Source organism: Aliikangiella aequoris, from assembly GCF_053709105.1.
In genome coordinates this window covers 88,088-111,114 of the sequence record NZ_CM132298.1, presented here as the reverse complement: position 1 = coordinate 111,114, position 23,027 = coordinate 88,088, and the positions used below count along the sequence as shown (strand labels likewise).

Genomic DNA, 23,027 nt, shown 5'->3' with positions numbered 1-23,027 from the left:
GTTTCTCTTTACTGTGGCACACCGCGTGCTTCCATTCACCGTTGAAATCAATGAATTGAAACCCCAGTTTTCTGCTAATACATGGTGTCAAAGTGTCATCACGAACTTTGATGGTGATGTTATTAATTGGTTTACCTTTAAGCACTTAAAAACTTTTCCTGACAATACAAAGCCTGGCCCCACTCTTACTTATACGTTCCGGTATTCGATTTAGAAGATAAAAACTACAACAGCATTCTTAAATATTTTTTCTGGAGTTATATTTGTTATCTTAACGCTCGCCTAAATTAAACTTAATTAATAGCTATCAAATACTTACTTAAGCTAGTCCTGATGTCAACTGCGTATGTAATTAGATCAGCTGCAATTAAAGGCCAAAGCACTTTGTAATGAGCTATAACATCAAACACTTTATAAAATAAGGCCTATTAAAAGCCTATAACAAGGTAAAATCGTTTAATTTGTTTAACCCCTAATGGTCCAAGTGCTGGTTTGGCTAATTAATTTAAGCGTGCTAAATTACCCATTTAAGCTATGACACATTAGCTTTAACTCTTTATAAAAATAGACCGAATAAGGAAGTTAGCCTATGCTTAGATATTTTCTTCTACTCGTTAAGATTTTATGCTGCCAATCATTGTTAGCGAAAGAGCTTCCTAAAATAGCCCTACAAACTACCTTTTCAATTGGTGAGACTATCCAGTTTCATTCCAATATTTTAAGCGAAGACCGCAAGCTTAATATTTATCTGCCACACGGCTATAGCCAAAATACGAGTAAAAACTACCCAGTCATTTATTTACTCGACGGCTCAGCAGATGAAGATTTTATTCATATTGCAGGGCTAGTACAGTTTGGTTCTTTCTCATGGATTAACCAAGTACCTGAATCGATTGTGGTAGGCATAGCAAACGTTGATAGAAAACGCGACTTTACTTATCCTTCTAAAAACACACTCGATCTTAAAGAGCTACCGACTAGTGGCGGTTCTGCCCAGTTTATAAGTGCGATTAGCCAAGAAATCCAACCTTTAATTAGTAAAAACTATCGAACAACATCAACCAAAACGATCATTGGGCAGTCTTTAGGTGGCTTGCTTGCAGCTGAAATTTTATTTCAATCTCCTGAATTATTTGATCATTATATAATCATTAGCCCTAGTCTTTGGTGGGACGATGAATCACTACTGAAGCGCAACTTGAGTTTTAGCGCAGCAACTAAGTCAGTTTACGTTGGCGTAGGAAAAGAAGGCGCGGTAATGGAACGACTAGCAAAGGCGTTATTTACAAAATTGCAAGCGGTAGAAACAAAACAGCCAGCATTGCATTTTAATTTTTTTGAGCAGTTGAGTCACGGAGATACCATGCACTTAGCTGTGTATGACGCATTCGATAAAATTTTTAAAAGTAAAAACCAAGACAAAGCTAACTAAGTAAATAAATAATTAATTGTGACTTATTTTTAATTACAAAAAATCGCTATTCAAGCTCAATTACTTGAGCTTGAATAGTGAATTAACTGCACTCAACAGGTTAATTTTCTAACTACTCCCAAGTAGCCAGTAAATCAACACCAGAGTAATTAGCATATGCGCGAATACTCACATACCAGGTACTAGCTTGCGGACTAGCAAAACTACACGACTCATTATTACCATAGCGGTATGGCCTACAGTCATATTGCGTGCTCGTAGGCTGCGTCGCTTGCCGAACATATAGATCCGCATCGCCAGAGCCGCCGGCAATACTCACATTTAGATTCGCTGTGTTAGCAGGTATGGTTAAAGTAAAGTGCTGCCACCCGCCTCTATTGTCTGATAAATTACTTCGTTCAAAAGTACCACCACCATTAGAAACAGTATAGCTTCCGGTCAGCGATACCCCACTAAATGCCCGATATCCTCGGAGCATTACATGGTAAGTTCCTACTTGCGGATTATTAATATTACAAACTTCATTATTACCATTACGATAGGGCCGGCATTCGTAGTTTGATGTAGATGGTGGCGTAGCAAACTGAATATAAAGATCGGCATCGCCACTACCACCACTAATTTCAAACGACAAATTGCGCGCATTTTCTGGAACCTGCATTGTATAAAAAAGGGTATCACCTTGCGCTCCATTAATACCATCGACAGGGATACCGTTTTGTAACTCATTCGGGCTTCCTGTAGAAACCGTAATGGCTTTAGTTTCATCGTCTAAATTTCCATTAGCGTCAGACACCGTAAGCGTCACGGTGTATGTACCTGGACTACTAAAGCTATGAGTAACCTGACTGCCTTGCGCACTGGTTGAATCACCAAAACTCCAACTATAACTCGTTATATTTCCACCACTGGCATTCGCATTAAAGTCACAACTTAAGCCATTACAGTTATAGCTATAGGCTGCGGTTACCGGCGGTGGGGTAGAGTCATTTATTTTTAAGAAAATCGCGCTTATTGCACCATCAGTGTTTGAATCGTCTCGGGCGCGCACGTAAATAATATGATCACCCACACTTAAGCCAGACGTATCAATGGTTGAGATAACATCTTCCGATTTACTATTAAAACTTCCATCTGCTGGGCTAAGTGGTATAGCTACAGCCCCAGCTTGCCATGGTGGAGTATCAATAAAGTATTCAGCAGCAACAATGTTCTGAGTAGTTTCTGTGCCATTGCGGGTACTAAATCGCAGATCACTCACGGTCGCGGTTAAACTCACATTGGTACCAGCCGGTACTCCATCTGTCGACGCGTTACCGCTTAAACTTAAACTTAAAGTATCCGGGCCACTTGGGGTAATGTATGGCGTTCGAACCACCTTAGCTGCATAGATTAATGCCGGTAAGTTATTCGGTTTAATTGTGTTTTCATAAGTTGAACAATTTTGAAAAAAGCTGGTACCTAATTCAAAAGTAAAAGCCGCAACACCAAGCTCGGCATAACTAATATTGTCACTGGTACCATCGGTTGCATAAAGGCCAATTGACTGTTGTGGCATATAGCCATTAAAAAAAGCAAACTTTCGTCCAAGCGTACGCATTTGTGCGCCATTAGGTGCGATACTACTTTTATCACCCCAAGGCCACAACACTAGCTCACTATAACTGTGAATATCAATATGAATACCCGCGGTATTTAACGGAGCTGCGTCACTGTCATTTGGGCCACGAGAGTCTGGCCATAAGTTTCGCACATAGTTTTCTATCGCTTGTATTTCTGGCTCAGAACCAGGTGAGGGACCGCGATAAGTAGAACTACACTCATTGCCGCTTGAGCCAGATCCCCCGGTAATATTCCAACGCTCGCTAAAGTTTCTATTTAAATCAGCACCTCGACTGCTCGAACTTGACCCACAATAGTTTTGATTGGTATTTTTTCGCCAACTGCTGCCTGCTTCTGCTTTTTTTCTACCATCGGGGTTGGTTTGCAACATTAAATGAATTTCATGATGGTCAAGTATCCAAGTTGCATCGGCATTTGTTCCGTAGCCATTAACCAGCCAGCGTGCAAAATCTAAATTTAAAGGAGCGGTAGTATATTCACGAGCATGAATAGCGCTATTAATAAATAATTTAGGTTTAGGAAAAACATTTTGTTGGTTGGTTAATACCAACACTTTAATATCATATCCTCCTATGTTTTGGGTTTTTTCCCAAGAATCACCAACGTCTATAAACTCAGCCAAGTTTGGGTGAGAAGTCACCATACTTTGTGCGACACTTAAGGTTTCTTCAACGGTTTCATAACAGCTATAGCCAGGAATACTTTGAATGCTACTGGACAGCGCATTATCTAATAGCGCTTTTTGACTTCTGTTCAGACGCTCATTACGCGCTTTAATATACTGCTTTGCTGGCTTTATTTTAAACTGAAATGCTTTTAGCTTTTCAATCTCATTTTCATTAAGCTCCATAATCAAATAGCCTTTGTCATAGTGCGACTCTAACAATTGGTTATGAAAGCTAATAGATGCTTTTCGTGCTAAGTCTTCATTAGGGAAGTAAACCCTATATATATTTAAGGTCTTTTTTTCTGCTTCTAAAATTTGTAAGGTGTCGTGTAATTCGCTAGCGATAACAGCAGGGGGAATAAAACTTATAGACCCCATAAAAAATATCGATAACAAAAATAATTTTGTTATTTTCATTTTCATGGTCCTCGATTAGATTAATTGACAATACTTTGTCATTCTTTGGCTCACTATTTACAAAGGAAATAGTAAAGTAAGCTTAGTCAGATAGTTATTTTTAGCGAGCACTGAAAAATTAATCTTGCGATTTTGCTGAAAATAAAGGAATTTATTTTGCTAATTTTCACCTGGTGAGATATTGCAAAAGTCTGGTGATGGAATTTGATTGAAATCTGTTTTTAAATTTATGACTTGGCTAATTTAAATTAACGCGCACTAAAAACTTAACCCAAACAACTCACGTATTTTTTAGTTTTGCCCCATTTTAGAGAGCCGATAAAAATGTGCTGCCGGGTTAAAGTAAATAGAAAACTCTTCGCCTTGCTGATTCGTTGCAACGATTAAATCTAGTAGCACCTCACCTCGAACTAATGCTTGAGATTTTTGCTCAAGATCAAAGAAATACAGCACATCATATTCTTCAGAAACAGAAATAGTTTCATAGGCGGTGGTCGCAGTTCTACCATCACCAGTAGCAACAATAGAGTTCATTAATCCTTTTGACCAGCGGTAGTGGTGCGACGCATCTTCAGATTGGCCTAATTGTTCTAAACAAACCGCGGTATAATAATGAACGACCATATCAACAGGGCATTGCTGTAGCCATTCAGCCCCAATTAAACTAGCTTCTATCCAGTTTTCTTCATTCATTGCTAATACTATCGTGTTGAGTGGCCTATTGGATTCACACAATGCCGAAAAATTAGCTTGCCAACCAAGTTGTTTACGTAGCTGATAAAAGTTGGGCGAGTCTTGCCAAGTATAGTGAGTTTGGGTAGGGGCAGTTGATTTACGCGCACATCCGGTCACCATCAAACAACTAGTTATGATCAAAAAACAAAAAACTACACTGAATTCCTGTTTCATTTTTTATCCTTAGTGATAAAGTTTAAATTTGTAACGGCTTTAAAAAATTAATTAACCTTTTTTTAAGGACAGTAACTTGGGCAATTTAGCTTGAATAAATATAAGGTTACAAATCTTTACATTTAGTTTGTTAAAAATATGCAACTATTAACTCGTCTAAGCGTCATAGTAATTGACGTGAAAGACGTCTCCCGCACCCCTCCTAATTAGCGGGATTTGGATTAAGTTTCCCCAAGCTTAATCTGCTATCGGCCTCAAAGTTTCTTTGAGGCTTTTTTTTGTTTCATTGTTTATTGCTTACGTTTATCGCTGATTACTTATTGCCTTTAACTCGGATTCATTTAACTTAATTTCGCATAGGCAAGCATAAGCCATTTAGCCCCAACAGAATCAAAATTAACTTGTACGCGAGCTTGTGCACCTTCACCTTCATAGTTAAGAATAACACCGCTACCAAACTTAGGGTGTGACACTTGCTGTCCTAAACTAAATCCACTGGCCGCCGATTCAACCTTTTGACTTACTGTTTCAAACACCGGCTGACTCACTTGGGTATTAATTCGGACCTCTTGTTTTAATTCATGCGGAATTTCTCGTATAAATCGAGAAACTGCCGGGTAGGTATCTTTTCCCCATAACCGACGCTTTTCAGCATACAGTAAATATAGTTTTTGCATTGCTCGCGTAATACCAACATAGGCTAAGCGGCGCTCTTCTTCAAGTTTATCTGGCTCATCCATAGACATCATATGAGGAAAAAGTTTTTCCTCCATGCCAGAAATAAACACGACTGGAAACTCAAGACCTTTGGCCGAATGCAGTGTCATTAATTGAACACAATCTTCATATTGATCCGCTTGCGTATCTCCAGCTTCCAATGAGGCATGCGCCAAAAATGCAGTCATAGGTGCAAGATCTGGATAGTCTTCCACATCAAATTCGCGCGCTGCGCCAGCAAGCTCAGCTAAGTTTTCTTTTCGCGCTAACGCTTTTTCGCCTTTTTCTTTGGCATACATTTCCATCAGATTACTCATTTCAACAGTTAGGGTAATCTGTTCAAATAAGGGAAGCTCGTGTAATTGCTCAAAGCCGTCACTAATTAACTGCAAAAATCCAGCAAGCGATGCGCTAGCCTTTGCGCTTAGAACCTTTTGCTCAACACTTTGATGCGCAGCTTGCCACATGGTTATTTGATTTTCGCGCGCACATAAGCGAATTTTTTCAATCGATTTTTGTCCCAAGCCGCGCGCAGGCGTATTGACGACTCGCTCAAACGCGGCATCATCTTGGTGGTTATACATTAACCTTAAATAGGCTAAGGTATCTTTAACTTCAGCTCGTTCAAAGAACTTTAAGCCGCCGTATATGCGGTAGGGAATTTGGCGTTGCAACAGAAATTCTTCTAGCACCCGTGACTGTGCATTAGAACGATATAAAATAGCGCAGTCGGAATAGGCGTTTCCTTGACTATGCCAATCACTTATTCGCGCAGCTATAAAACGCGCTTCTTCTTGTTCATTAAAGGCGGAATATACTGAGATGGCTTCACCTTCATTGCCTTCTGTCCAAAGGTTTTTGCCCATTCGTTCGCTATTATTAGCAATAACAGAGTTGGCTGCCTTTAAAATAGTCGCAGTCGAGCGATAGTTTTGCTCTAAGCGTATGGTTTGTGAATCTTTATATTCATGTTCAAAGCGTCGAATATTTTCTATTTTTGCGCCCCGCCACCCATAAATAGACTGATCGTCATCACCAACAATAGTGACATCGCAATGATCTGCACTAAGCAGGCGTATCCAAGCATATTGAATACCATTAGTATCTTGGAACTCGTCAACTAGCACATGTTGAAACCGTTGCTGATAGTGCTCTCTAATATGTTCGTTATCGCGCAGAAGCTCATAAGCGCGTAATAAAAGCTCGGCAAAATCTACTAAACCTCCAACTTCACAGGCTTGCTGGTATTGATAATAGACCTGCGTATGAGTGCTAGTAAATAAATCACCATTATGCCGAATATCCTTTGGTCTTAGCCCCTCGTCTTTTTGATTATTAATAAACCATTGAGCTTGGCGCGCAGGCCATTCGGCTTCATCAAGGTTGAGTTCTTTCATAATTCGCTTAATGATGCGCAGCTGATCGTCAGAGTCGAGAATTTGAAAAGTATCTGGCAGGCCGGCATCTCTTGCGTGAGCACGCAACATACGGTGAGCTAAACCATGGAAAGTCCCTATCCACATACTACTCGCCGAGCGGCCTAATAAAGCTTCAACACGTGATTTCATTTCCGCAGCGGCTTTATTGGTAAAAGTTACCGCTACAATGGCATGCGCACCTATATTTTCAGTAGCAATTAGCCAAGCAATACGATGCACTAAGACCCGCGTTTTGCCAGAGCCCGCGCCCGCTAGTACTAATAATGCCTGTTTTTTTGCAGAAACAGCCTCGCGTTGAGCGCTATTTAAACCCTCTAGAATTGGTGTGACATCCATAATTTGATTCTGTATATTTAATTTTAATTTAAAGGTATCAAGCAATTGATACCGCGCTAAGCAGTCGCATTTGACCCCAACTAACTTGACTCAAGAACTCTCTAGGAACTTAAGGTGATCAAACAACTAGTGCTCAAACAAGTAATAATACTATTCTACCTGCTTTTTGGAATTTCCTCAGCTTTTGCAGCAGAAAGTTTTCCAGCCAAGGTCTATCATGCAAAACAAAACCAACGACCCATGCCTCACCTTTCTTTGCAAAATAATACTATTCAAATAAGTGAAGCAGAAGCCTATCAGTTACAAAAGTCTCTAGTTGAACTACATAAAAATGACTCTATAGCCGGTTATAAAGCTGGGCTTACCTCACAGCAAAGCCAGCAGAAGTTTAATTTAGATCATGCGCTTTCTGGAGTGCTATTAGCCAGTGGCAACATTTCCGACCCCACTAAAATACAACTCAAGCAAGCGTCTCAGCTCATGATAGAAACCGAGATTGGCTTTATTTTAAACCAACCCATTGTACAGCCAGTCAAAAATATTGCCGAATTAAAAACCGCTATTGAAGCCGTTGCCGCAGTAATAGAGCTGCCCGATCTAGGTTATGAACATGCGTCCAAAATTAGCGCGCTAGATTTAATTGCGGCTAATCTGGCATCACACCAATACCTAATGCTAGACCCAGTAGACATTAACCAAATTAAAGAGATTAACAGCATTAGCACTCATTTATATTATCAAGATAAGCTCCTTTTTAAAGGCCAAGCTCAAGATGCTCTAGGAGACCAGTGGCAAGCGCTTTTGTGGCTGGTTAACCATTTATTGCAAAGTGGTTATCAGTTATCAACTGGCGATCTTCTAATTACGGGGGCGCTTGGTAAAATGGTAAAAGCGCAAAGCGGAAGCTACCATGCCACTTTTGATCAGCTGGGCGAGATTAAATTTACCATTCAATAATTTGGAAATTGAAATCGCTAAATTTTATTTTTTATAAAGCACTCTACTTTGGATAATACTATGTCGCTAGATAGTTCTGAAAACTCGACTAATACCGCCAACCAAGTAATTTACCAAGCACAACAAAGCTTTGGTCATCTAGCTCAGGCATTCCAAGAATCTCCCTATCCAACAGAAAAACTAAGACTGCAACAATTAAAAGCGCTGCGAAGCGCATTAAAAAGTCATCAAGACAAACTTTTAAAAGCGATTTCTGCAGACTTTGGCAACCGCTCGTATGATGAAACCTTATTAGCCGACATCTGGCCAACTTTAAAAGCGATTGACTTTGCCATTGCTAATTTACGCAACTGGATGCAGCCCAAGCGGCGCAAGATTGCTATGCTTTTCCAGCCAGCTAAAGCGAACATTTGCTATCAGCCTCTGGGGGTTGTTGGCATTATGTCGCCCTGGAACTACCCCATAAGTACTTTATTGGGGCCTTTAGCTGAAGCTATCGCGGCGGGTAACCGTGTCATGTTAAAGCCATCAGAGTTATGCCCTTATACCAACAGGGTTGTAGCTGAAATTATTCAAGCGGCCTTTACTCCAGACGAAGTTACCTTAATAGAAGGCGATGCCCAAGTTGCAGCCGCTTTCGCGTCACTTCCTTTTAATCACCTATTTTTTACTGGCTCTACGCAAGTAGGCAAAAAGATCATGGCAGCAGCAGCCAACAATCTCACTCCTGTCACGCTAGAGCTAGGCGGTAAGTCGCCTATGCTAATAGCGGATGATGTCAGCTCAGCTTTTGCCGCAAAACGTATTGTGTATGGAAAGTGTTTAAACGCCGGGCAAACTTGTGTCGCTCCAGACTATGTTTTATGCCCAGAAGATAAGCTCGATAGTTTAGTTCAATGCATTAAGGCTGAATTTGCAACACTCTACCCTAATTTAGATAATGGCGACTATTCTAGCATTATTAACCAGACGCATTTTGACCGCCTTAATCAGTTAATTCAGGATGCTAGCGAAAAAGGCGCGCAAATCTATTCACTCGGTAAATCTGACAAACCCAAGCAGCGATTACTTGGGCTCACTTTGATAACCAAGGTACAAACCAATATGCGGGTAATGCAAGAAGAGATTTTTGGCCCGTTACTGCCCATTATTGGATATACAGACATACAACAAGCAACCCAAACAATCCTTGCCCAGCAACGCCCACTTGCACTCTATTTAGTCACCCATAACAAGCGCTTGGCCAATCAAATCATAAAAAGCACTCACTCAGGCAGTGTGTGTATTAACGACTCGGTCACTCAAGCGGCACAACAAGACTTGCCTTTTGGCGGCGTTGGCCACTCGGGAATAGGCCAGTATCACGGTTTTGAAGGCTTTAAAACTTTTTCTCATCAAAAATCTATCTTTAGACGTGGCAAGTTTAGCTCTACTCAATTGGTAGCTCCGCCTTACGGCAAACTAGTACACCGGCTTTTATATCGTTGGTTTATTCGATAGTCACTGATTAAACCCCGCTTTATATTCTGCTTTAATTTAATCGGCTTAATTTTCTCTCGCAAGCGAGAAATTAAGCCTATACTTAAATTTTAGTAGGGCATCGCCAAAATCTGCTAGCGCAGAGCTAGGTGGCTCTTCATCTATTTTTTGATAACCGTAAGTGATGCAAATTACATTGAACTTAGCCAATTTTTGCAAGGATGCAGCGGCCTATGATTAAGATTTTAATTCAAGAAAGTAACCAAGTTGATTTTGACAGCGTTCAAAACATACTCACCTGCATAAGCCCTAATAGTTACTTACTTGAACGCCTCGCTACAACAGATATCCAACAATTTAAGCAGCAACGCTATGATTTACTCCTTTTTTCTATTAATGAGACCGATCACAAAAACGTAACTTTTCTGCAAAGTATTTTAGAAAAAAAGCACGCTAAGCCCGTAATAGCAATGACTGATGCGAGCAATCCGGCGTTCGATCAATCATTAATAGAGTTTGGCGCAGACGATTGTTTACCAAAAAATGAACTTACCCCGGCATTTTTAAAGCACGCTATTCACCATGCCATTCGCCGTAAATTTACTGAGGCCAAACTTGCTCACATTGCCACTCATGATAGGCTCACCGGCTTAGCTAATCGATATTTGCTAAATCAACACTTAGAACATGCTATTAGTATGTCAAAGCGTTCAAGTTGCAACTTCGCGGTTTTATTTATCGATTTAGATAAGTTTAAACTAGTTAATGACTCTCTTGGTCATGAAATTGGCGACATCATTCTCAAACAGACGGCCAATCGGCTAACCCAAGAAGTCAGAGAAACCGACATAGTGGCACGCCTTGGCAATGACGAATTTGCGGTGCTTGTGGAAAATATTGACAGTGCGAACAATGCGGCTAAAGTGGCAGAAAAAATTCAACTTAAAATGCGCGATGTTTTTACCACCCAAGAGCATGAACTTTTTTTGTCTGCCAGTATTGGTATCGCTATTTACCCGCAGGGCGGTACTCAACCTAACAAGCTGATAAAAAATGCTGAAATAGCTTTAAGTAAAGCCAAACAAGGCGGCCGCAATCATTTTCAAGTGTACACACAAGAGCTAAACCAGCAAGCGAAACTAAAACTTGAATTAGAAAAAAACCTGCGGCGCGCTCTAATTAATGGTGAATTTGAAATTCACTTACAACCTCAAATTAACCCACACACCCAAGCTATTGCTGGTGCCGAAGCCTTGCTTCGCTGGAATCATCCTACGCAAGGGCAGATATCTCCCGTAGTGTTTATTCCGCTGCTTGACGACTTAGGACTATTACCTGGTGTAGAAAGCTGGGTCATTAATCAAGTTTGCCTACTTGCCAAAAGCTTAACGGATGAATTTGGAAAAATGCGCTTCTCCGTCAATATATCCGGCTCGCACTTTAAAGCAGGCAGCTTAAAAGAAAATATTTTTGCCGCCTTACAAACTAGCAACTTAAACGCGACCTATTTAGAAATAGAGTTAACCGAAGATATTATGATAGAGCACGTGGAAAAAAATAGTCATTTATTGTCGGAATTAAAAGAGTTGGGCATTTCGGTGGCGTTAGATGACTTTGGTAAGGGTTACTCTTCGCTAAGCTATCTTAAAAACTTTCCCGCTGACATATTAAAAATAGACAAAGCGTTTATCGACAACTTAACCACAGATTCTCGCGATGCTTCAATCGTGGAGTCTTTAATAGAGCTATCCCACAAACTCGGTATTCAAGTAGTCGCAGAAGGCGTAGAAGACAAAAACCAACTGATATTTTTACGAAATATGCGCTGTGATTATATTCAAGGTTATTACTTTGCTAAGCCAATGTCTAAACTAGATTTTAAACATTTTGTAGAGAAGCATAAGCATCAACAAACGACAAACTCAATCAATATTGTGCCTAATTCGATCAGTGCTAACAATTAGCTTTTTGACTGTTGCGCCTCGATTTCAGCAACTACCTTTTCAAGCGCGTCTATCTTTTCTCTCGTGCGCGCTAATACTTTAGTTTGAGCATCAAACTCTTCGCGCGTCACTAAATCCATTTTAGTGAGCATACTTTGTAATATTTGCTTAAATTGTGAATGTAAGTCTTGCTGAAAAGACTTAGCACCAGGCGGAATGGCGCTGCTAAGCTTAGTTGCTAATTCATCGAGTTTTTGCGGATCGATCATGTCAAACCTAATTCAGTCTTTACCAGTAATGTTAGCAGTATAAAAGAAGCGCTAAACAATGTCAGCGCCAAGCTAGATTTTCTTGGCATTTTTTGCGCTAAACCATTAAATAAGCGGTTTTAAACTATCTATTATTTGGGAGTTACAAACTAACTAGGTATAATTAGCAAGAACTTAACCATAACAGCCGATACTATGCTTGCGCGAATTTTGCCTGCCCCCATTTTAGGGGCATTTTCACTTTTACTACATACCATTAATACCTTTTTTTGGATTGGTCCTATTCTATTGGCGGCAATAATTAAGTTAATTGTGCCGGTTAATCTTATTACTAAAGGCTGTAATCTACTGTTAAATTTTTTCGCCTCTAGTTGGATTAGCGTTAATACCGCCATTAACCAACTAACCAAAAATGTTAACTGGCAAATCACTTTACCCCAAGACCTGTCTACCAATGACTGGTATCTGGTTATTGCCAATCACAAAAGTTGGGTTGATATATTCGCATTACAGCAATCGCTTAATCGACAAGTACCATTTTTAAAGTTTTTTCTAAAAAAAGAACTTTTTTGGGTGCCGGTTTTAGGGCTGGCTTGGTGGGCTCTGGACTTTCCATTTATGAAGCGCTACAGCAAGAGCTATATTAAAAAGAACCCGCACAAAAAAGGCGAAGATTTTAAAACCACCAAAAAAGCCTGTGAGAAATTTAAGTCTATACCCATTTCTATTATGAACTTTGCCGAAGGCACTCGATTTACTCAGCAAAAACAGCAACGCCAAGGCTCACCCTATCAAAATTTGCTTAAGCCAAAATCCGGTGGAATCGGTTATGTTTTAACTTTAATGGGCAACGAAATAAACCAAGTTTTAGACGTAACCATTAATTATCCAGACTTTCAGGCGAGTCAATCGCAACCCACCTTTTGGGATTTTTTATGCGGAAAAGTTACCCAAATTAATGTCACCGCAAAACTTAAACCAATTCCCGACAATATCAAAGGTGACTACATTAATGATGCTGAAAACCGAAAGCTAGTACAGCAGTGGGTTAATCAGTTGTGGCAAGAAAAAGACCAAGAGTTAACCGCTCAAGCGAGCGATCAGTCTAGTTGAAACACTTAAACGGTGAGTGAATTGTATTTAGGCCGCTAACGCCTAACTACTTCTTAAACCAGCCGACTAGGGCCATTAACCCAAAACCTGCAACCAATAGCCATTTAGCGGTCGTTAAAAAATCATAATAAGTCGGTACATCGGCTAGTTGTTCGCGCGACAAGTCGATGACTTCAAAACCAGCCACGACAACTAGCCCAAGAATTAAATTGAGTTTCCAGGAAAACCAGCGTTTCACTAAAAAATCACTGGCTTAATAGAGGCAATAGCAAACATTGCCGATATAGCAGCAACCGCTACAACAAATGCAATGACTTTAGCTTGCTTAGTACGCCCCGGTTTTAACGCGATAACCCCGGCACCTATGTACACAGCGAGTAACACTACTTTTAAAGTTAACCAGTCTATTACGAAAGGATATTGACTGGTAATTATCATTAAGTAGATAGCGCTACCCAACAGTAAGGTATCGATAATGTGCGGTAATATTTTTACCGGCTTGACCGAAAGCAAACGATTATTAGACAACATCCAATAGCCGCGCAAAATAAAACCAATTAAAGAAACGAGCGCTAAGCTCATATGTAAATGTTTAACTACTGCGTAATATTCCACAGGACTTGCCCCTTAAAAGTGTTTTGAACAGCTAGCTTAAATTGTGCTATTTGCTCGCTAGCCATATCTAGTTGAACCGTAATTTTGGTTGCATAATCGACTTGGTAGTTATCGATTTGATAGTCTTTTAGTAAATGTTCACAGTCTTTCAGCTGTGCATATTCTAAATTAAAACTTAAATGCTCATAAGCTATTTTTTGGGTAGTTTTTAATTGTTCTATAGCGAGTTTTACACCGCCACCATATGCTCTAGCTAATCCTCCAGTGCCCAATTTAGTACCGCCATAAAAGCGCGTACAAACAGCCACAATATCCCCCAAACCACTGTGTTGTAACACAGTTAACATGGGCTTTCCTGCAGTACCTGATGGCTCTCCGTCATCACTGCAGCCAATTAACGTAGTAGACTGCGGGTTTCCAACAATATATGCCCAACAATGATGAGTGGCTTCTGGGTAGCTTTGATTTAATTGTTTTATAAAGGCTTTAGCATCATCTGCCGTTGATACATTTTTAATGCGAGTAATAAATTGGCTATTCTTGATAACCTCTTCAACTTCTAATGAGTCTGCTGGCACTAAGTAGGATGGCATATAAGTTCTGCAATTTTTCAAACAATATAAGGCAAAAAAACGCTTAAACCGCGAGCTGCATTATCTGCAGCTCGTGATAAAAGTACTTTAAAAAAACGCCCAATTAATTATGCTAATTTTGACATCGCATCGCGGGTTAAATTGATGACCTTGTCGGCCTTTATAATTACATTATCTTCAATTCGGATACCGCCATAAGGCATAAATGATGCAATTTTATCCCAGTTAAAAGCACTAGCAAACTCGCCCTCACGTTGTTTTGCTAGGAGCGGTTCAATAAAGTAAAGTCCGGGCTCAACGGTAAAGGCCATATCATTTTGCATCGTTCGTGTACTCCGCAAGAAAGGGTGATTTTTAGGTGGTGCTTTAGGGCTACCACTGGCGTCAGCAAACTGACCACCAACATCGTGTACTTGTAAGCCAATTAAATGGCCTAGCCCATGGGGGAAAAACGCCGCACTAATTTTATTTTCTACCATGCCTTCTGCTGACATATCAACAAAGTTAAAATCTTTTAATATGGCCGCAATTTTATGATGAGCCAAATCATGAAGCGAACCATATTCATCGCCAGCACGCATGGCCGCAATACAACTTAAATTAACTTTATCCATAGCCGCAATTAGGTCAGCAAACTCATCTTGCTGATACGAATAAGTTCGGGTGATATCTGCATGATAGCCATTAAAGCTGGCCCCTGCGTCAATTAAGAACGAAAACATATTTTGTGGTGGTTTAGCTTGGCATTCATGATAATGCAAAATAGCCGCGTGCTCATTTAACGCAACAATATTGCTGTAGGGCATTTGATGCTCCATCATACCCGCCGCTTCAACGTAAGCTAAATGAATTTGTTGTTCACTTTTACCTGCACGAAAACCTGCCTCGGCAACTTTGTGAGACACAACCGCGATCTCATTAGCACGCTTTATACATGCTTGCTCATAGCCACTTTTAATAGCTCTTTGCCAATAAATTGCATTAATTAATGCTTGAGGGTTAGATGCAGCTTGGTTGTAGTTTGAAGTGATGTCGGTTGTTTCGCCTAAAATAGCTACTTCAGCGTTATCTTTTGGGAGGTAGTTAGCCGCTTCGCCTCGCTCTGTTACTATTTGAATATCAAAATGCTCTGGCCAAATTCCTTCTGGATCGGCTGGCGGCGAGTGCCAAAAATCAACCGGCTGAAAATAAACTAACGTCGGTTTACCACTTAGCCCAATAACAACATAACTATGCGGAAGCTCTGTTAATGGTACATAAGTTCTAAAAAAGAAACTCGATTTAAACGGGTAGTCCATATCATCTTGATAAACCCGAATCGGTGCGCCAGAGGGTACAATTAAATACTCGTAACCATGCTGTTGCATTAATTGACGATGACGCGCTAATAAATCGCTTATATGCTCTGCAAATAATGAAGAAAGGTCAGACACGCTTGGGCCCCTTTAAAAGAATTATCAATTTGATTCGATGCTGCAAACGCATCAAGAGTAAAGGCAGCCATATTAAAGGCTTTAAACCTGAGGTGCAAACCTAGTGGTATTGCCATAGCCAGATTCTATTAATAAGCGTCGCTTTGGCCTGACAAAGCAACGGTCGTAATTAAGCTCCTACCTATTCTAATAAGTGATTACTCACTTCTATAATGACTTTGATGACTTTTTCATAGCTTCTAGTGACTTACGTCTTTTAATCGCGGCTAAAGTCACTTCTTGGTTCAAAGGTTTGCCTAGCCCTAGCGCAAAATAGATTTCGGAAATCAAGAAAAAAGGGCCTATCAATAATTGATTTAAATCTTCAATAAACGCGGGTTTAGCTTTTTCAAAATGATGCCCAATAAATTGAAAAACCCAACCAACAACTAAGACGCTCAAAGCTATCAATAAATAAGACTCAAACTGCGCCGCCCAAGTAGCACTAATCACGAGAGGCACTAAAAATAACAGCATTCCAAGCGCCATTCGCCAATGAAGTTTAAAATAGTAAAGTAACGCTAAACTAAAAAGTATCTGAGCTAAATTAACTGAGTAAGCTTCTTGAGAAAGCATTAGTGTCCACTGAGCTTTACTCAACAATACAGCAATTGACCAAATGATTAACGGCACACCAATAAAATGCGTGGCTAAGTTTCGAGGGTTTAAATGGACACTTTTGTAAGTGGCAAGTTGCTCTTGTGCGGTTTTCATAACCAATTAATGTTCTCAATTAAATAAGTTAACTAAATCATTACAGTTAGCACGGCCTTTGTAAACTGAAATTCCAAGCGGCAAGTGCCTAGTCAACTTTAGCCCTTTAATTGAAGTGATATTTTTTAGCAAATTCACTCGCGGCTATGGGCTTGCCCGTCATAAAGCCTTGCACTAAGGTCGCACCTAAACCTTGCAGCGTTAGCAACTCTTGTTCTACCTCAATACCTTCTGCCACGGTAATAGCTTGGGTTGAGTCGGCCATTTGAATAATCGCTTTAACAATTTTTTGATTGATTTCTAGCAGGTGAATATCGCGAACAAACGACATATCAATTTTAATCATGTTAGCTTTAATATATTGCAAATACTGCATTGATGAATAGCCTGTACCAAAATCGTCTAAAGCCACTTCAAACCCCATTTCATGTAACTCAGCAATTACCTTAAGAAACTGCGCTTGATTCCTCATCACCGCAGATTCGGTAATTTCAAATACCACTTGCTTGGGCGATATTTGATAATACTCTAGCTGGGTTTTGATAAACCGAGTTAAACCAGAGTCCTGAATATCTAATACCGATAAGTTAATCGAAAGATGAAAGTTGGTTTTTTGCGGTGCATATTGATTTAACCACTCAAATGATTCATGAATTACAAATTGAGTAATCTGAGAGATTAAATTAGAGCGCTCCGCCAGCTCAATAAATTCGCCGGGCGATACCATGCCTCGTGTTGGGTGAAACCATCGGATTAAAGTTTCTCCGCCGAGCAAGGTTTTGGTTTGAATATCAAACTGAGGTTGAATATAAATTTCTAAAGCAAGTGCTTCAATCGCTATGCGGAGATCGGCTAATAAGGCTAGCTGGTCTCCGGTTTTTTTATCCATTTCTGGTGAGTAACGCAACCAATCAACACCTTGGTTTTCACACTCAATTAGTGCTTGCTGCGCTCTACGGTAGCTTTCTTGAGGATCATGGGTCTTAATATCGTAATCCACGACTCCCAACCTAAAATTCAGTTTAGTATCTAAGCCTTCTACTTTAACTAAGGTATCAGCAAGCGCTAGTAACGGCGTGGTTATATGAGTTAGGTCGCCTTGGACACGAGCAATAATGACTAAATGATTGCTCGGTAATGAAATAAGGCAATTTCTACTCTTATCTGGCAAAATAAACTGCACCGCCCAGTCTACATTGAGCAAATACTGGGTAATTCTTTGAATGTGAGCGGCTCTTACAATATCCAGCTTTTCAGGTCCAAATAGGGCTAAAATATCTTTAATCCCATCAAGCTGGAGCAACAGCAGACAGTAAGAAGCTTGCTCAGTCGGCGCAGCTAAATCTAACTGGTAGCGGTCGCCTTTAAAATAGGAAAAGTTAGGTAAATTTGTGCGCGGATCAATATATGCTCGAGTCATCGCCAAGTTTTCGGTATAGCGGATCCGGTCAGCTAGCGCAATCGATAGCAATAACAACTCTAATACCGTGCCAAAAAAGAACGCGTGCATTGTAAAGAAATTAGCCGGTAAAACGCTAATGTAAGCCATAGTACCAATAGCTGCACCAATCAGTACGAAACTCCAAGAAAGTATAAAAAATCTTGCAGGATAAAACCCAGCGCGCAGAACAATAATTGCCAGAGAAAAGGTGTACACAGTTCCGGCTAGCTGCATTAAGCTAAACACCGGAATAAGATAATATTCTGCCACCCATAAAGACAACAAAGCACCACTCCCAAGTGTGCCGGTCCACCAAGGCAAATAGGGCATTAACTTAGGCGCGAATTGCTTTGCTTGTAAAAACCGGCAAGCGAAGTTAATTGCTACCAGCAGCAAGATAAAGTTAAGCGTTAATATATGCTGTCCAAGCCAATTTTGTACTGCGTCTGGCCACAGCAATACACCAAATCCGTGTAAGCCAGCAAAATAGATAAAAGAGAGCCCGTAAAAAGCCAAATACCATAAATAAGCCGCGTTACGCACCATTAAATAAATGGCAACGTTATAGAGCGCAATTGCGGCTAATACGGCAATCACAGCTCCCCAAAACATTAGCTTTAACTGAATGTAATCGACAAAGGCTTTCTCTCCTAAGACCTTAATCGGAAGGATGGCCGGGCTGTGGCTGTTTTTACGAAGCAGAAAAGTCGCAGCTTCAAAAGGTTGTAGTTCAAACTCGAGAATTTGCCCTAGCTTTCTGGCATAGCGTTCGGTGACAAAGCGGCTTGAGTTTAAATCGGCTACGCCAAGCGCACTCACCGCAACCAGTCGCTTAGGCTGATGTTGCTTTTGTTGATACAAGTAAACATCAAGATGAGTGATAATAGGATTATCAAATACTAAATACAGCTTCAAGGCGCCAGAGTTGGCTGCCTGATGAGTTAGCTCTAGCTTTTGCCAATAAGTATCACTACCAGCCAGCAATGACTCAGAATAATATTCAAGCGTATAGTCTTGTCGCTCAATAGCTTGCTCAGGAGTATACGGCTTAGCTTTTAATTCTTTAAGCGTGGGCAATGGCATATCAAGGCTAAGGCTCGGATTAGAACTGGTAATCTTGATATGCAGCGGGACTGCTTGTTCAGCTGCTTTAGATTCGAGCGCATTAAATAAGAATGACAACCAAGCAATGCCAATTAAAGCGATTTTAAATACTGTTAAATTTGAGCTAATAATCAGTTGCGCTCCTTGCTAAAATCACTCGCGCCAAGACATAGTTATAATATAGACAACTTATTCATAAGCGCCAATAATCAATAAAACTCATTCCGCTTAACCCGCCATATAAGCGCCCTTCCACGAAAATTCAAACACCTGTTTAACTTCTGGTCAAACCTGTTATACTCAAGCCATCTGTCATCATCTACTCAGATTAAAAAACTAATAATTGTGGCCAATAAAATAGCGAAACTAAGCTAAACTTGGCTTCTAAAGACTAAATCAACCTATGGAGAACACCATGATTTATGACGGTCAATCCCTGCAATGCAAAATGCTGGAGAACGGTATTGCCGAAGTCATTTTTGATAACAAAAAAGAGTCGGTAAATAAGTTTGATAACGCTACCCTTAAAGAGTGGAGCGAAGTTATTGCGCTGTTAAATAAAACAGACGGTGTTCGTGCTGCAATCGCAACTAGCCCCAAGTCTGTGTTTATTGTTGGTGCCGATATCACTGAGTTCTTAAGTATGTTTGCCGAGCCCCGTGAGCAAATGGTTGATTGGTGCAAACAAGCTGGCGCTATTTTTTCTGGCTACGAAGCTTTACCCTTTCCAACCATTTGTGCGATTAATGGTTTTGCCCTAGGTGGCGGTTTTGAAATGGCATTAACTTGTGACTATCGGGTCGCGTCAAAACAGGCTAGCGTTGGTCTACCAGAGACTCAACTAGGACTAATTCCAGGATTTGGCGGAACCATTAGATTACCTCGCGTTATCGGTAGCGACAATGCCATCGAGTGGATTGCAATGGCGAAACCGCATAGACCAGAAGCCGCGCTAAAAGTCGGTGCAATAGACGCAGTTTGTGAACCAGAGCAGCTACGTGAAGTTGCAATTCAAATGGCTGAAGATGCCGCCACAGGAAAACTGGACTGGAAAACACGACGCCAAGAAAAACAAGCCCCCTTAAAACTGAATAAGCTAGAAAGTACAATGGCATTTACAACCGCTAAAGGCGTTGTTGGGGCCAAAGCATTACCGCATTACCCGGCGCCTATGGAGGCAATAAGGGTTATTGAACAAACCGCATTAATGCCGGCCAGCGAAGCATTACTAGAAGAGCACGAAGGCTTTGTCAATGTTTGTCAAACCAGCCAAGCAAGCGCGATGGTGCAAATATTTTTAAGCGACCAATTAATTAAAAAGAAAGCCAAGATCGCAGCAAAAACTGCAACTAAAAAGATTTCCAGCGCGGCTGTTTTAGGCGCAGGCATTATGGGTGGTGGTATCGCTTATCAGTCTGCAGTAAAAGGCATTCCGGTAGTCATGAAAGACATTAATACTGACGCGCTCGACTTAGGTATGAACGAAGCCATTAAAATACTGAATAAAGGCGTTGAGCTGGGTAAAGTAACTCCAGAGAAAATGGCTAAAGTAGTTGCAAGTATTACTCCAACACTCGACTACAATAGTGTTGCTCATGCAGATATCGTAGTAGAAGCCGTCGTTGAAAACCCCAAAATAAAAGACGCGGTACTTCAAGAAGTTGAAGGTGTTATTAGTCAAGACGCCATTTTAACTTCTAACACATCCACTATTTCCATTGACCTGCTCGCTAAAAATTTACAGCGACCAGAACTATTTTGCGGCATGCACTTTTTTAATCCAGTACATAAAATGCCACTAGTTGAAGTTATAAAAGGCAGCAAAACCAGTGATGAAACTGTGGCAGCAACTGTTGCCTATGCTTCGTCCATGGGAAAATCGGCTGTCGTAGTAAAAGACTGCCCTGGATTTTATGTAAACCGCGTTTTATTTCCTTATTTTAGAGGGTTTAGTCAACTCCTCAAAGACGGTGCAGACTTCCGTCAAGTTGACAAAGTCATGGCAGGATTTGGCTGGCCAATGGGCCCGGCATACTTACTCGATGTCGTGGGGATCGATACCGCCTTTCACTGTGTCGATGTATTAGAAGCAGGCTTTCCTGATCGCATGAGTGCAATTAAAGACGATGCAGTCGAAGTATTGTTTAAAGCGGATCGCTATGGTCAAAAGTCGGGCAGTGGTTTTTATAGCTATCAAAAAGATAAGCGTGGCAAGCCTAAAAAAGTAGTTGATGAAACTATTTTTGAGCTAATTGGCAAACCTACCCAAGAATTTGAACAACAAGAAATTGTAGAGCGCATGATGTTACCACTTATTTTTGAAGTCGTTCGCTGCTTACAAGAAGGTATTGTTGACACTGCGGCAGAATGTGACATGGCATTAATTTACGGCTTAGGCTTTCCGCCATTTAGAGGTGGCGCGTTAAAATATGCCGACGAGCTTGGTATTCAAAATGTAGTTGCTGCCGCTGAAAAGTATGCGCACTTAGGAGAAGGCTACAGTGTTCCTAAACTTCTTCAAGACATGGCACAACAAAATAAAACTTTTTATAGCGCTTAATTGAACGCAACGGAATTAGGAGAAAATATTATGCAAGATGTCGTCATTGTAGATGCTATCAGAACTCCAATGGGGCGTTCAAAGGGTGGTATGTTTAGAAATGTACGAGCCGAAGTAATGAGCGCAAAACTAATGCAAGCATTACTCGATCGTAACCCCGCTTTAGACCCAGCAACAATCGAAGATGTTATTTGGGGCTGTGTGCAGCAAACCTTAGAGCAAGGCTTTAATGTGGCACGAAACGCGATGTTAATGACCGATATTCCTCACACAGTTGCAGGACAAACAATTAACCGTTTATGTGGCTCTTCTATGCAAGCAATCCACACCGCAGCGCAGTCAATTCAAACCGGTAATGGTGATGTGTTTTTAGTCGGTGGGGTTGAACATATGGGGCATGTTCCTATGATGCACGGAGTCGACTTTGCACCACAAATCGCCAAGTTTTCTGCCAAAGGTTCAGGCATGATGGGACTCACTGCCGAGCTTTTAGGGAAGATGCATGGATTCGATAGAGAAGCGCAAGATCAGTTTGCAATGCGCTCTCATCAAAAAGCCCATGCAGCTACAACCAGCGGCGCATTTAAAGCAGAGATACTTCCCATGGAAGGACATGATGCCAACGGCGCGTTAACAACTTTTGACTATGACGAAGTTATTCGACCAGAAACTAATATGCAGGGCTTAAGTAGCTTGCGCCCAGTATTTGACCCTCGCGGTACCGTCACCGCCGGCAACGCTTCAGCAATTTCAGATGGAGCCTCTGCAATGTTAATCATGAGTGCCGCTAAAGCCGCTGAGCTAGGTTTAAAACCTTTAGCTAAAGTCCGCAGCATGGGAGTCGCTGGTTGTGATCCTGCCATTATGGGCTACGGACCTGTTCCCGCGGTGAACAAAGCTTTACAACGTGCAGGCTTAAGTGTCCAAGATATTGACCTATGGGAGCTAAACGAGGCTTTTTCTGCCCAATCTTTACCGGTATTAAAAGATTTAGGGCTACTTGATGTTATGGAAGACAAAGTAAACTTAAATGGTGGGGCAATTGCTTTAGGACACCCACTAGGCTGCTCAGGTACTCGAATAAGCGGAACCCTATTGCGTCTTATGCAAAGTAAAGATTCAACCTTTGGTGTTGCAACCATGTGTATAGGGCTTGGGCAAGGTATTGCCACGGTTTTCGAAAGAGTTTAACCGCCAGATCAAATTGGCATAAAAAAATCCCCCGCA

The 23,027-nt window shown here is 40.9% G+C and carries 17 protein-coding genes; 7 read left to right on the top strand and 10 right to left on the bottom strand.

All coding sequences use genetic code 11. The features are described from left to right. Nucleotides 1–589 precede the first annotated feature (589 nt). Entirely contained in the window at nucleotides 590–1,432 is an 843-nt protein-coding gene (locus ACUR5C_RS00560) for an alpha/beta hydrolase (protein ID WP_454466363.1), read from the top strand. A 112-nt stretch (nucleotides 1,433–1,544) separates the two neighbouring features. Here the strand turns inward: ACUR5C_RS00560 and ACUR5C_RS00555 are convergent, their stop codons facing one another. From ACUR5C_RS00555 to uvrD, 3 genes are all read right to left on the bottom strand, one after another. Then, nucleotides 1,545–4,139, bottom strand: coding sequence for a M14 family zinc carboxypeptidase (locus ACUR5C_RS00555; protein ID WP_454466362.1), 2,595 nt, complete (start codon nucleotides 4,137–4,139; stop codon nucleotides 1,545–1,547). A 291-nt stretch (nucleotides 4,140–4,430) separates the two neighbouring features. Then, nucleotides 4,431–5,048, bottom strand: a complete 618-nt coding sequence (locus ACUR5C_RS00550) for a DUF4919 domain-containing protein (RefSeq protein WP_454466361.1) — start codon at nucleotides 5,046–5,048, stop codon at nucleotides 4,431–4,433. Between the two features lie 341 nt (nucleotides 5,049–5,389). Then, nucleotides 5,390–7,540 carry a DNA helicase II gene (gene uvrD, locus ACUR5C_RS00545; RefSeq protein WP_454466360.1) on the bottom strand — a complete coding sequence of 717 codons (2,151 nt, stop codon included), beginning with the start codon at nucleotides 7,538–7,540 and terminating at the stop codon, nucleotides 5,390–5,392. Between the two features lie 114 nt (nucleotides 7,541–7,654). Here uvrD and ACUR5C_RS00540 point away from each other — a divergent pair, with 114 nt between their 5' ends. From ACUR5C_RS00540 to ACUR5C_RS00530, 3 genes are all read left to right on the top strand, one after another. Further along, complete coding sequence (locus ACUR5C_RS00540; RefSeq protein WP_454466359.1) at nucleotides 7,655–8,497, top strand: 2-keto-4-pentenoate hydratase; 843 nt, start codon at nucleotides 7,655–7,657, stop codon at nucleotides 8,495–8,497. A gap of 60 nt (nucleotides 8,498–8,557) precedes the next feature. Then, a complete protein-coding gene (locus tag ACUR5C_RS00535; RefSeq protein ID WP_454466358.1) occupies nucleotides 8,558–9,997 on the top strand; it encodes a coniferyl aldehyde dehydrogenase in 1,440 nt (479 codons plus the stop codon). 212 nt (nucleotides 9,998–10,209) lie between these two features. After that, nucleotides 10,210–11,940, top strand: a complete 1,731-nt coding sequence (locus ACUR5C_RS00530) for a two-component system response regulator (RefSeq protein ID WP_454466357.1) — start codon at nucleotides 10,210–10,212, stop codon at nucleotides 11,938–11,940. On the opposite strand, the gene ubiK is transcribed toward ACUR5C_RS00530, so the two are convergent. Next, complete coding sequence (ubiK, locus tag ACUR5C_RS00525) at nucleotides 11,937–12,188, bottom strand: ubiquinone biosynthesis accessory factor UbiK (RefSeq protein ID WP_454466356.1); 252 nt, start codon at nucleotides 12,186–12,188, stop codon at nucleotides 11,937–11,939. The two genes, ACUR5C_RS00530 and ubiK, sit on opposite strands and share 4 nt — an antisense overlap. A 195-nt stretch (nucleotides 12,189–12,383) precedes the next feature. Here ubiK and yihG point away from each other — a divergent pair, with 195 nt between their 5' ends. After that, nucleotides 12,384–13,301, top strand: coding sequence for a 1-acylglycerol-3-phosphate O-acyltransferase, YihG family (gene yihG, locus ACUR5C_RS00520; protein ID WP_454466355.1), 918 nt, complete (start codon nucleotides 12,384–12,386; stop codon nucleotides 13,299–13,301). Nucleotides 13,302–13,347: 46 nt separating this feature from the next. Here yihG and ACUR5C_RS00515 read toward each other — a convergent pair whose 3' ends face one another. From ACUR5C_RS00515 to ACUR5C_RS00490, 6 genes are all read right to left on the bottom strand, one after another. After that, entirely contained in the window at nucleotides 13,348–13,539 is a 192-nt protein-coding gene (locus ACUR5C_RS00515; protein WP_454466354.1) for a hypothetical protein, read from the bottom strand. After that, on the bottom strand, nucleotides 13,539–13,916 hold the full coding sequence (locus ACUR5C_RS00510) for a SirB2 family protein (RefSeq protein ID WP_454466353.1): 378 nt from the start codon (nucleotides 13,914–13,916) through the stop codon (nucleotides 13,539–13,541). Before ACUR5C_RS00510 ends, ACUR5C_RS00515 begins: the two co-directional genes overlap by 1 nt. Further along, on the bottom strand, nucleotides 13,898–14,509 hold the full coding sequence (locus ACUR5C_RS00505) for a YigZ family protein (RefSeq protein WP_454466352.1): 612 nt from the start codon (nucleotides 14,507–14,509) through the stop codon (nucleotides 13,898–13,900). Before ACUR5C_RS00505 ends, ACUR5C_RS00510 begins: the two co-directional genes overlap by 19 nt. A 107-nt stretch (nucleotides 14,510–14,616) precedes the next feature. Beyond that, nucleotides 14,617–15,942, bottom strand: a complete 1,326-nt coding sequence (gene pepQ, locus ACUR5C_RS00500; protein WP_454466351.1) for a Xaa-Pro dipeptidase — start codon at nucleotides 15,940–15,942, stop codon at nucleotides 14,617–14,619. 207 nt (nucleotides 15,943–16,149) lie between these two features. After that, nucleotides 16,150–16,695, bottom strand: a complete 546-nt coding sequence (locus tag ACUR5C_RS00495) for an Mpo1 family 2-hydroxy fatty acid dioxygenase (RefSeq protein ID WP_454466350.1) — start codon at nucleotides 16,693–16,695, stop codon at nucleotides 16,150–16,152. Nucleotides 16,696–16,801: 106 nt separating this feature from the next. Further along, a complete protein-coding gene (locus ACUR5C_RS00490; protein WP_454466349.1) occupies nucleotides 16,802–19,318 on the bottom strand; it encodes an EAL domain-containing protein in 2,517 nt (838 codons plus the stop codon). A gap of 337 nt (nucleotides 19,319–19,655) precedes the next feature. Between ACUR5C_RS00490 and fadB the strand changes: the two genes are divergently transcribed. Together fadB and fadA are read left to right on the top strand one after the other, a co-directional pair. Then, entirely contained in the window at nucleotides 19,656–21,800 is a 2,145-nt protein-coding gene (gene fadB, locus ACUR5C_RS00485; protein WP_454466348.1) for a fatty acid oxidation complex subunit alpha FadB, read from the top strand. Between the two features lie 30 nt (nucleotides 21,801–21,830). After that, nucleotides 21,831–22,991 carry an acetyl-CoA C-acyltransferase FadA gene (fadA, locus tag ACUR5C_RS00480; protein ID WP_454466347.1) on the top strand — a complete coding sequence of 387 codons (1,161 nt, stop codon included), beginning with the start codon at nucleotides 21,831–21,833 and terminating at the stop codon, nucleotides 22,989–22,991. Nucleotides 22,992–23,027: the final 36 nt, after the last annotated feature.

Coding starts and splice junctions, on each gene's coding strand:
- ACUR5C_RS00560 (WP_454466363.1), top strand. CDS start 590: ATGCTTAGATATTTTCTTCTACTCGTTAAGATTTTATGCTGCCAATCA.
- ACUR5C_RS00555 (WP_454466362.1), bottom strand. CDS start 4,139: ATGAAAATAACAAAATTATTTTTGTTATCGATATTTTTTATGGGGTCT.
- ACUR5C_RS00550 (WP_454466361.1), bottom strand. CDS start 5,048: ATGAAACAGGAATTCAGTGTAGTTTTTTGTTTTTTGATCATAACTAGT.
- uvrD (WP_454466360.1), bottom strand. CDS start 7,540: ATGGATGTCACACCAATTCTAGAGGGTTTAAATAGCGCTCAACGCGAG.
- ACUR5C_RS00535 (WP_454466358.1), top strand. CDS start 8,558: ATGTCGCTAGATAGTTCTGAAAACTCGACTAATACCGCCAACCAAGTA.
- ACUR5C_RS00530 (WP_454466357.1), top strand. CDS start 10,210: ATGATTAAGATTTTAATTCAAGAAAGTAACCAAGTTGATTTTGACAGC.
- ubiK (WP_454466356.1), bottom strand. CDS start 12,188: ATGATCGATCCGCAAAAACTCGATGAATTAGCAACTAAGCTTAGCAGC.
- yihG (WP_454466355.1), top strand. CDS start 12,384: ATGCTTGCGCGAATTTTGCCTGCCCCCATTTTAGGGGCATTTTCACTT.
- ACUR5C_RS00505 (WP_454466352.1), bottom strand. CDS start 14,509: ATGCCATCCTACTTAGTGCCAGCAGACTCATTAGAAGTTGAAGAGGTT.
- ACUR5C_RS00495 (WP_454466350.1), bottom strand. CDS start 16,695: ATGAAAACCGCACAAGAGCAACTTGCCACTTACAAAAGTGTCCATTTA.
- fadB (WP_454466348.1), top strand. CDS start 19,656: ATGATTTATGACGGTCAATCCCTGCAATGCAAAATGCTGGAGAACGGT.
- fadA (WP_454466347.1), top strand. CDS start 21,831: ATGCAAGATGTCGTCATTGTAGATGCTATCAGAACTCCAATGGGGCGT.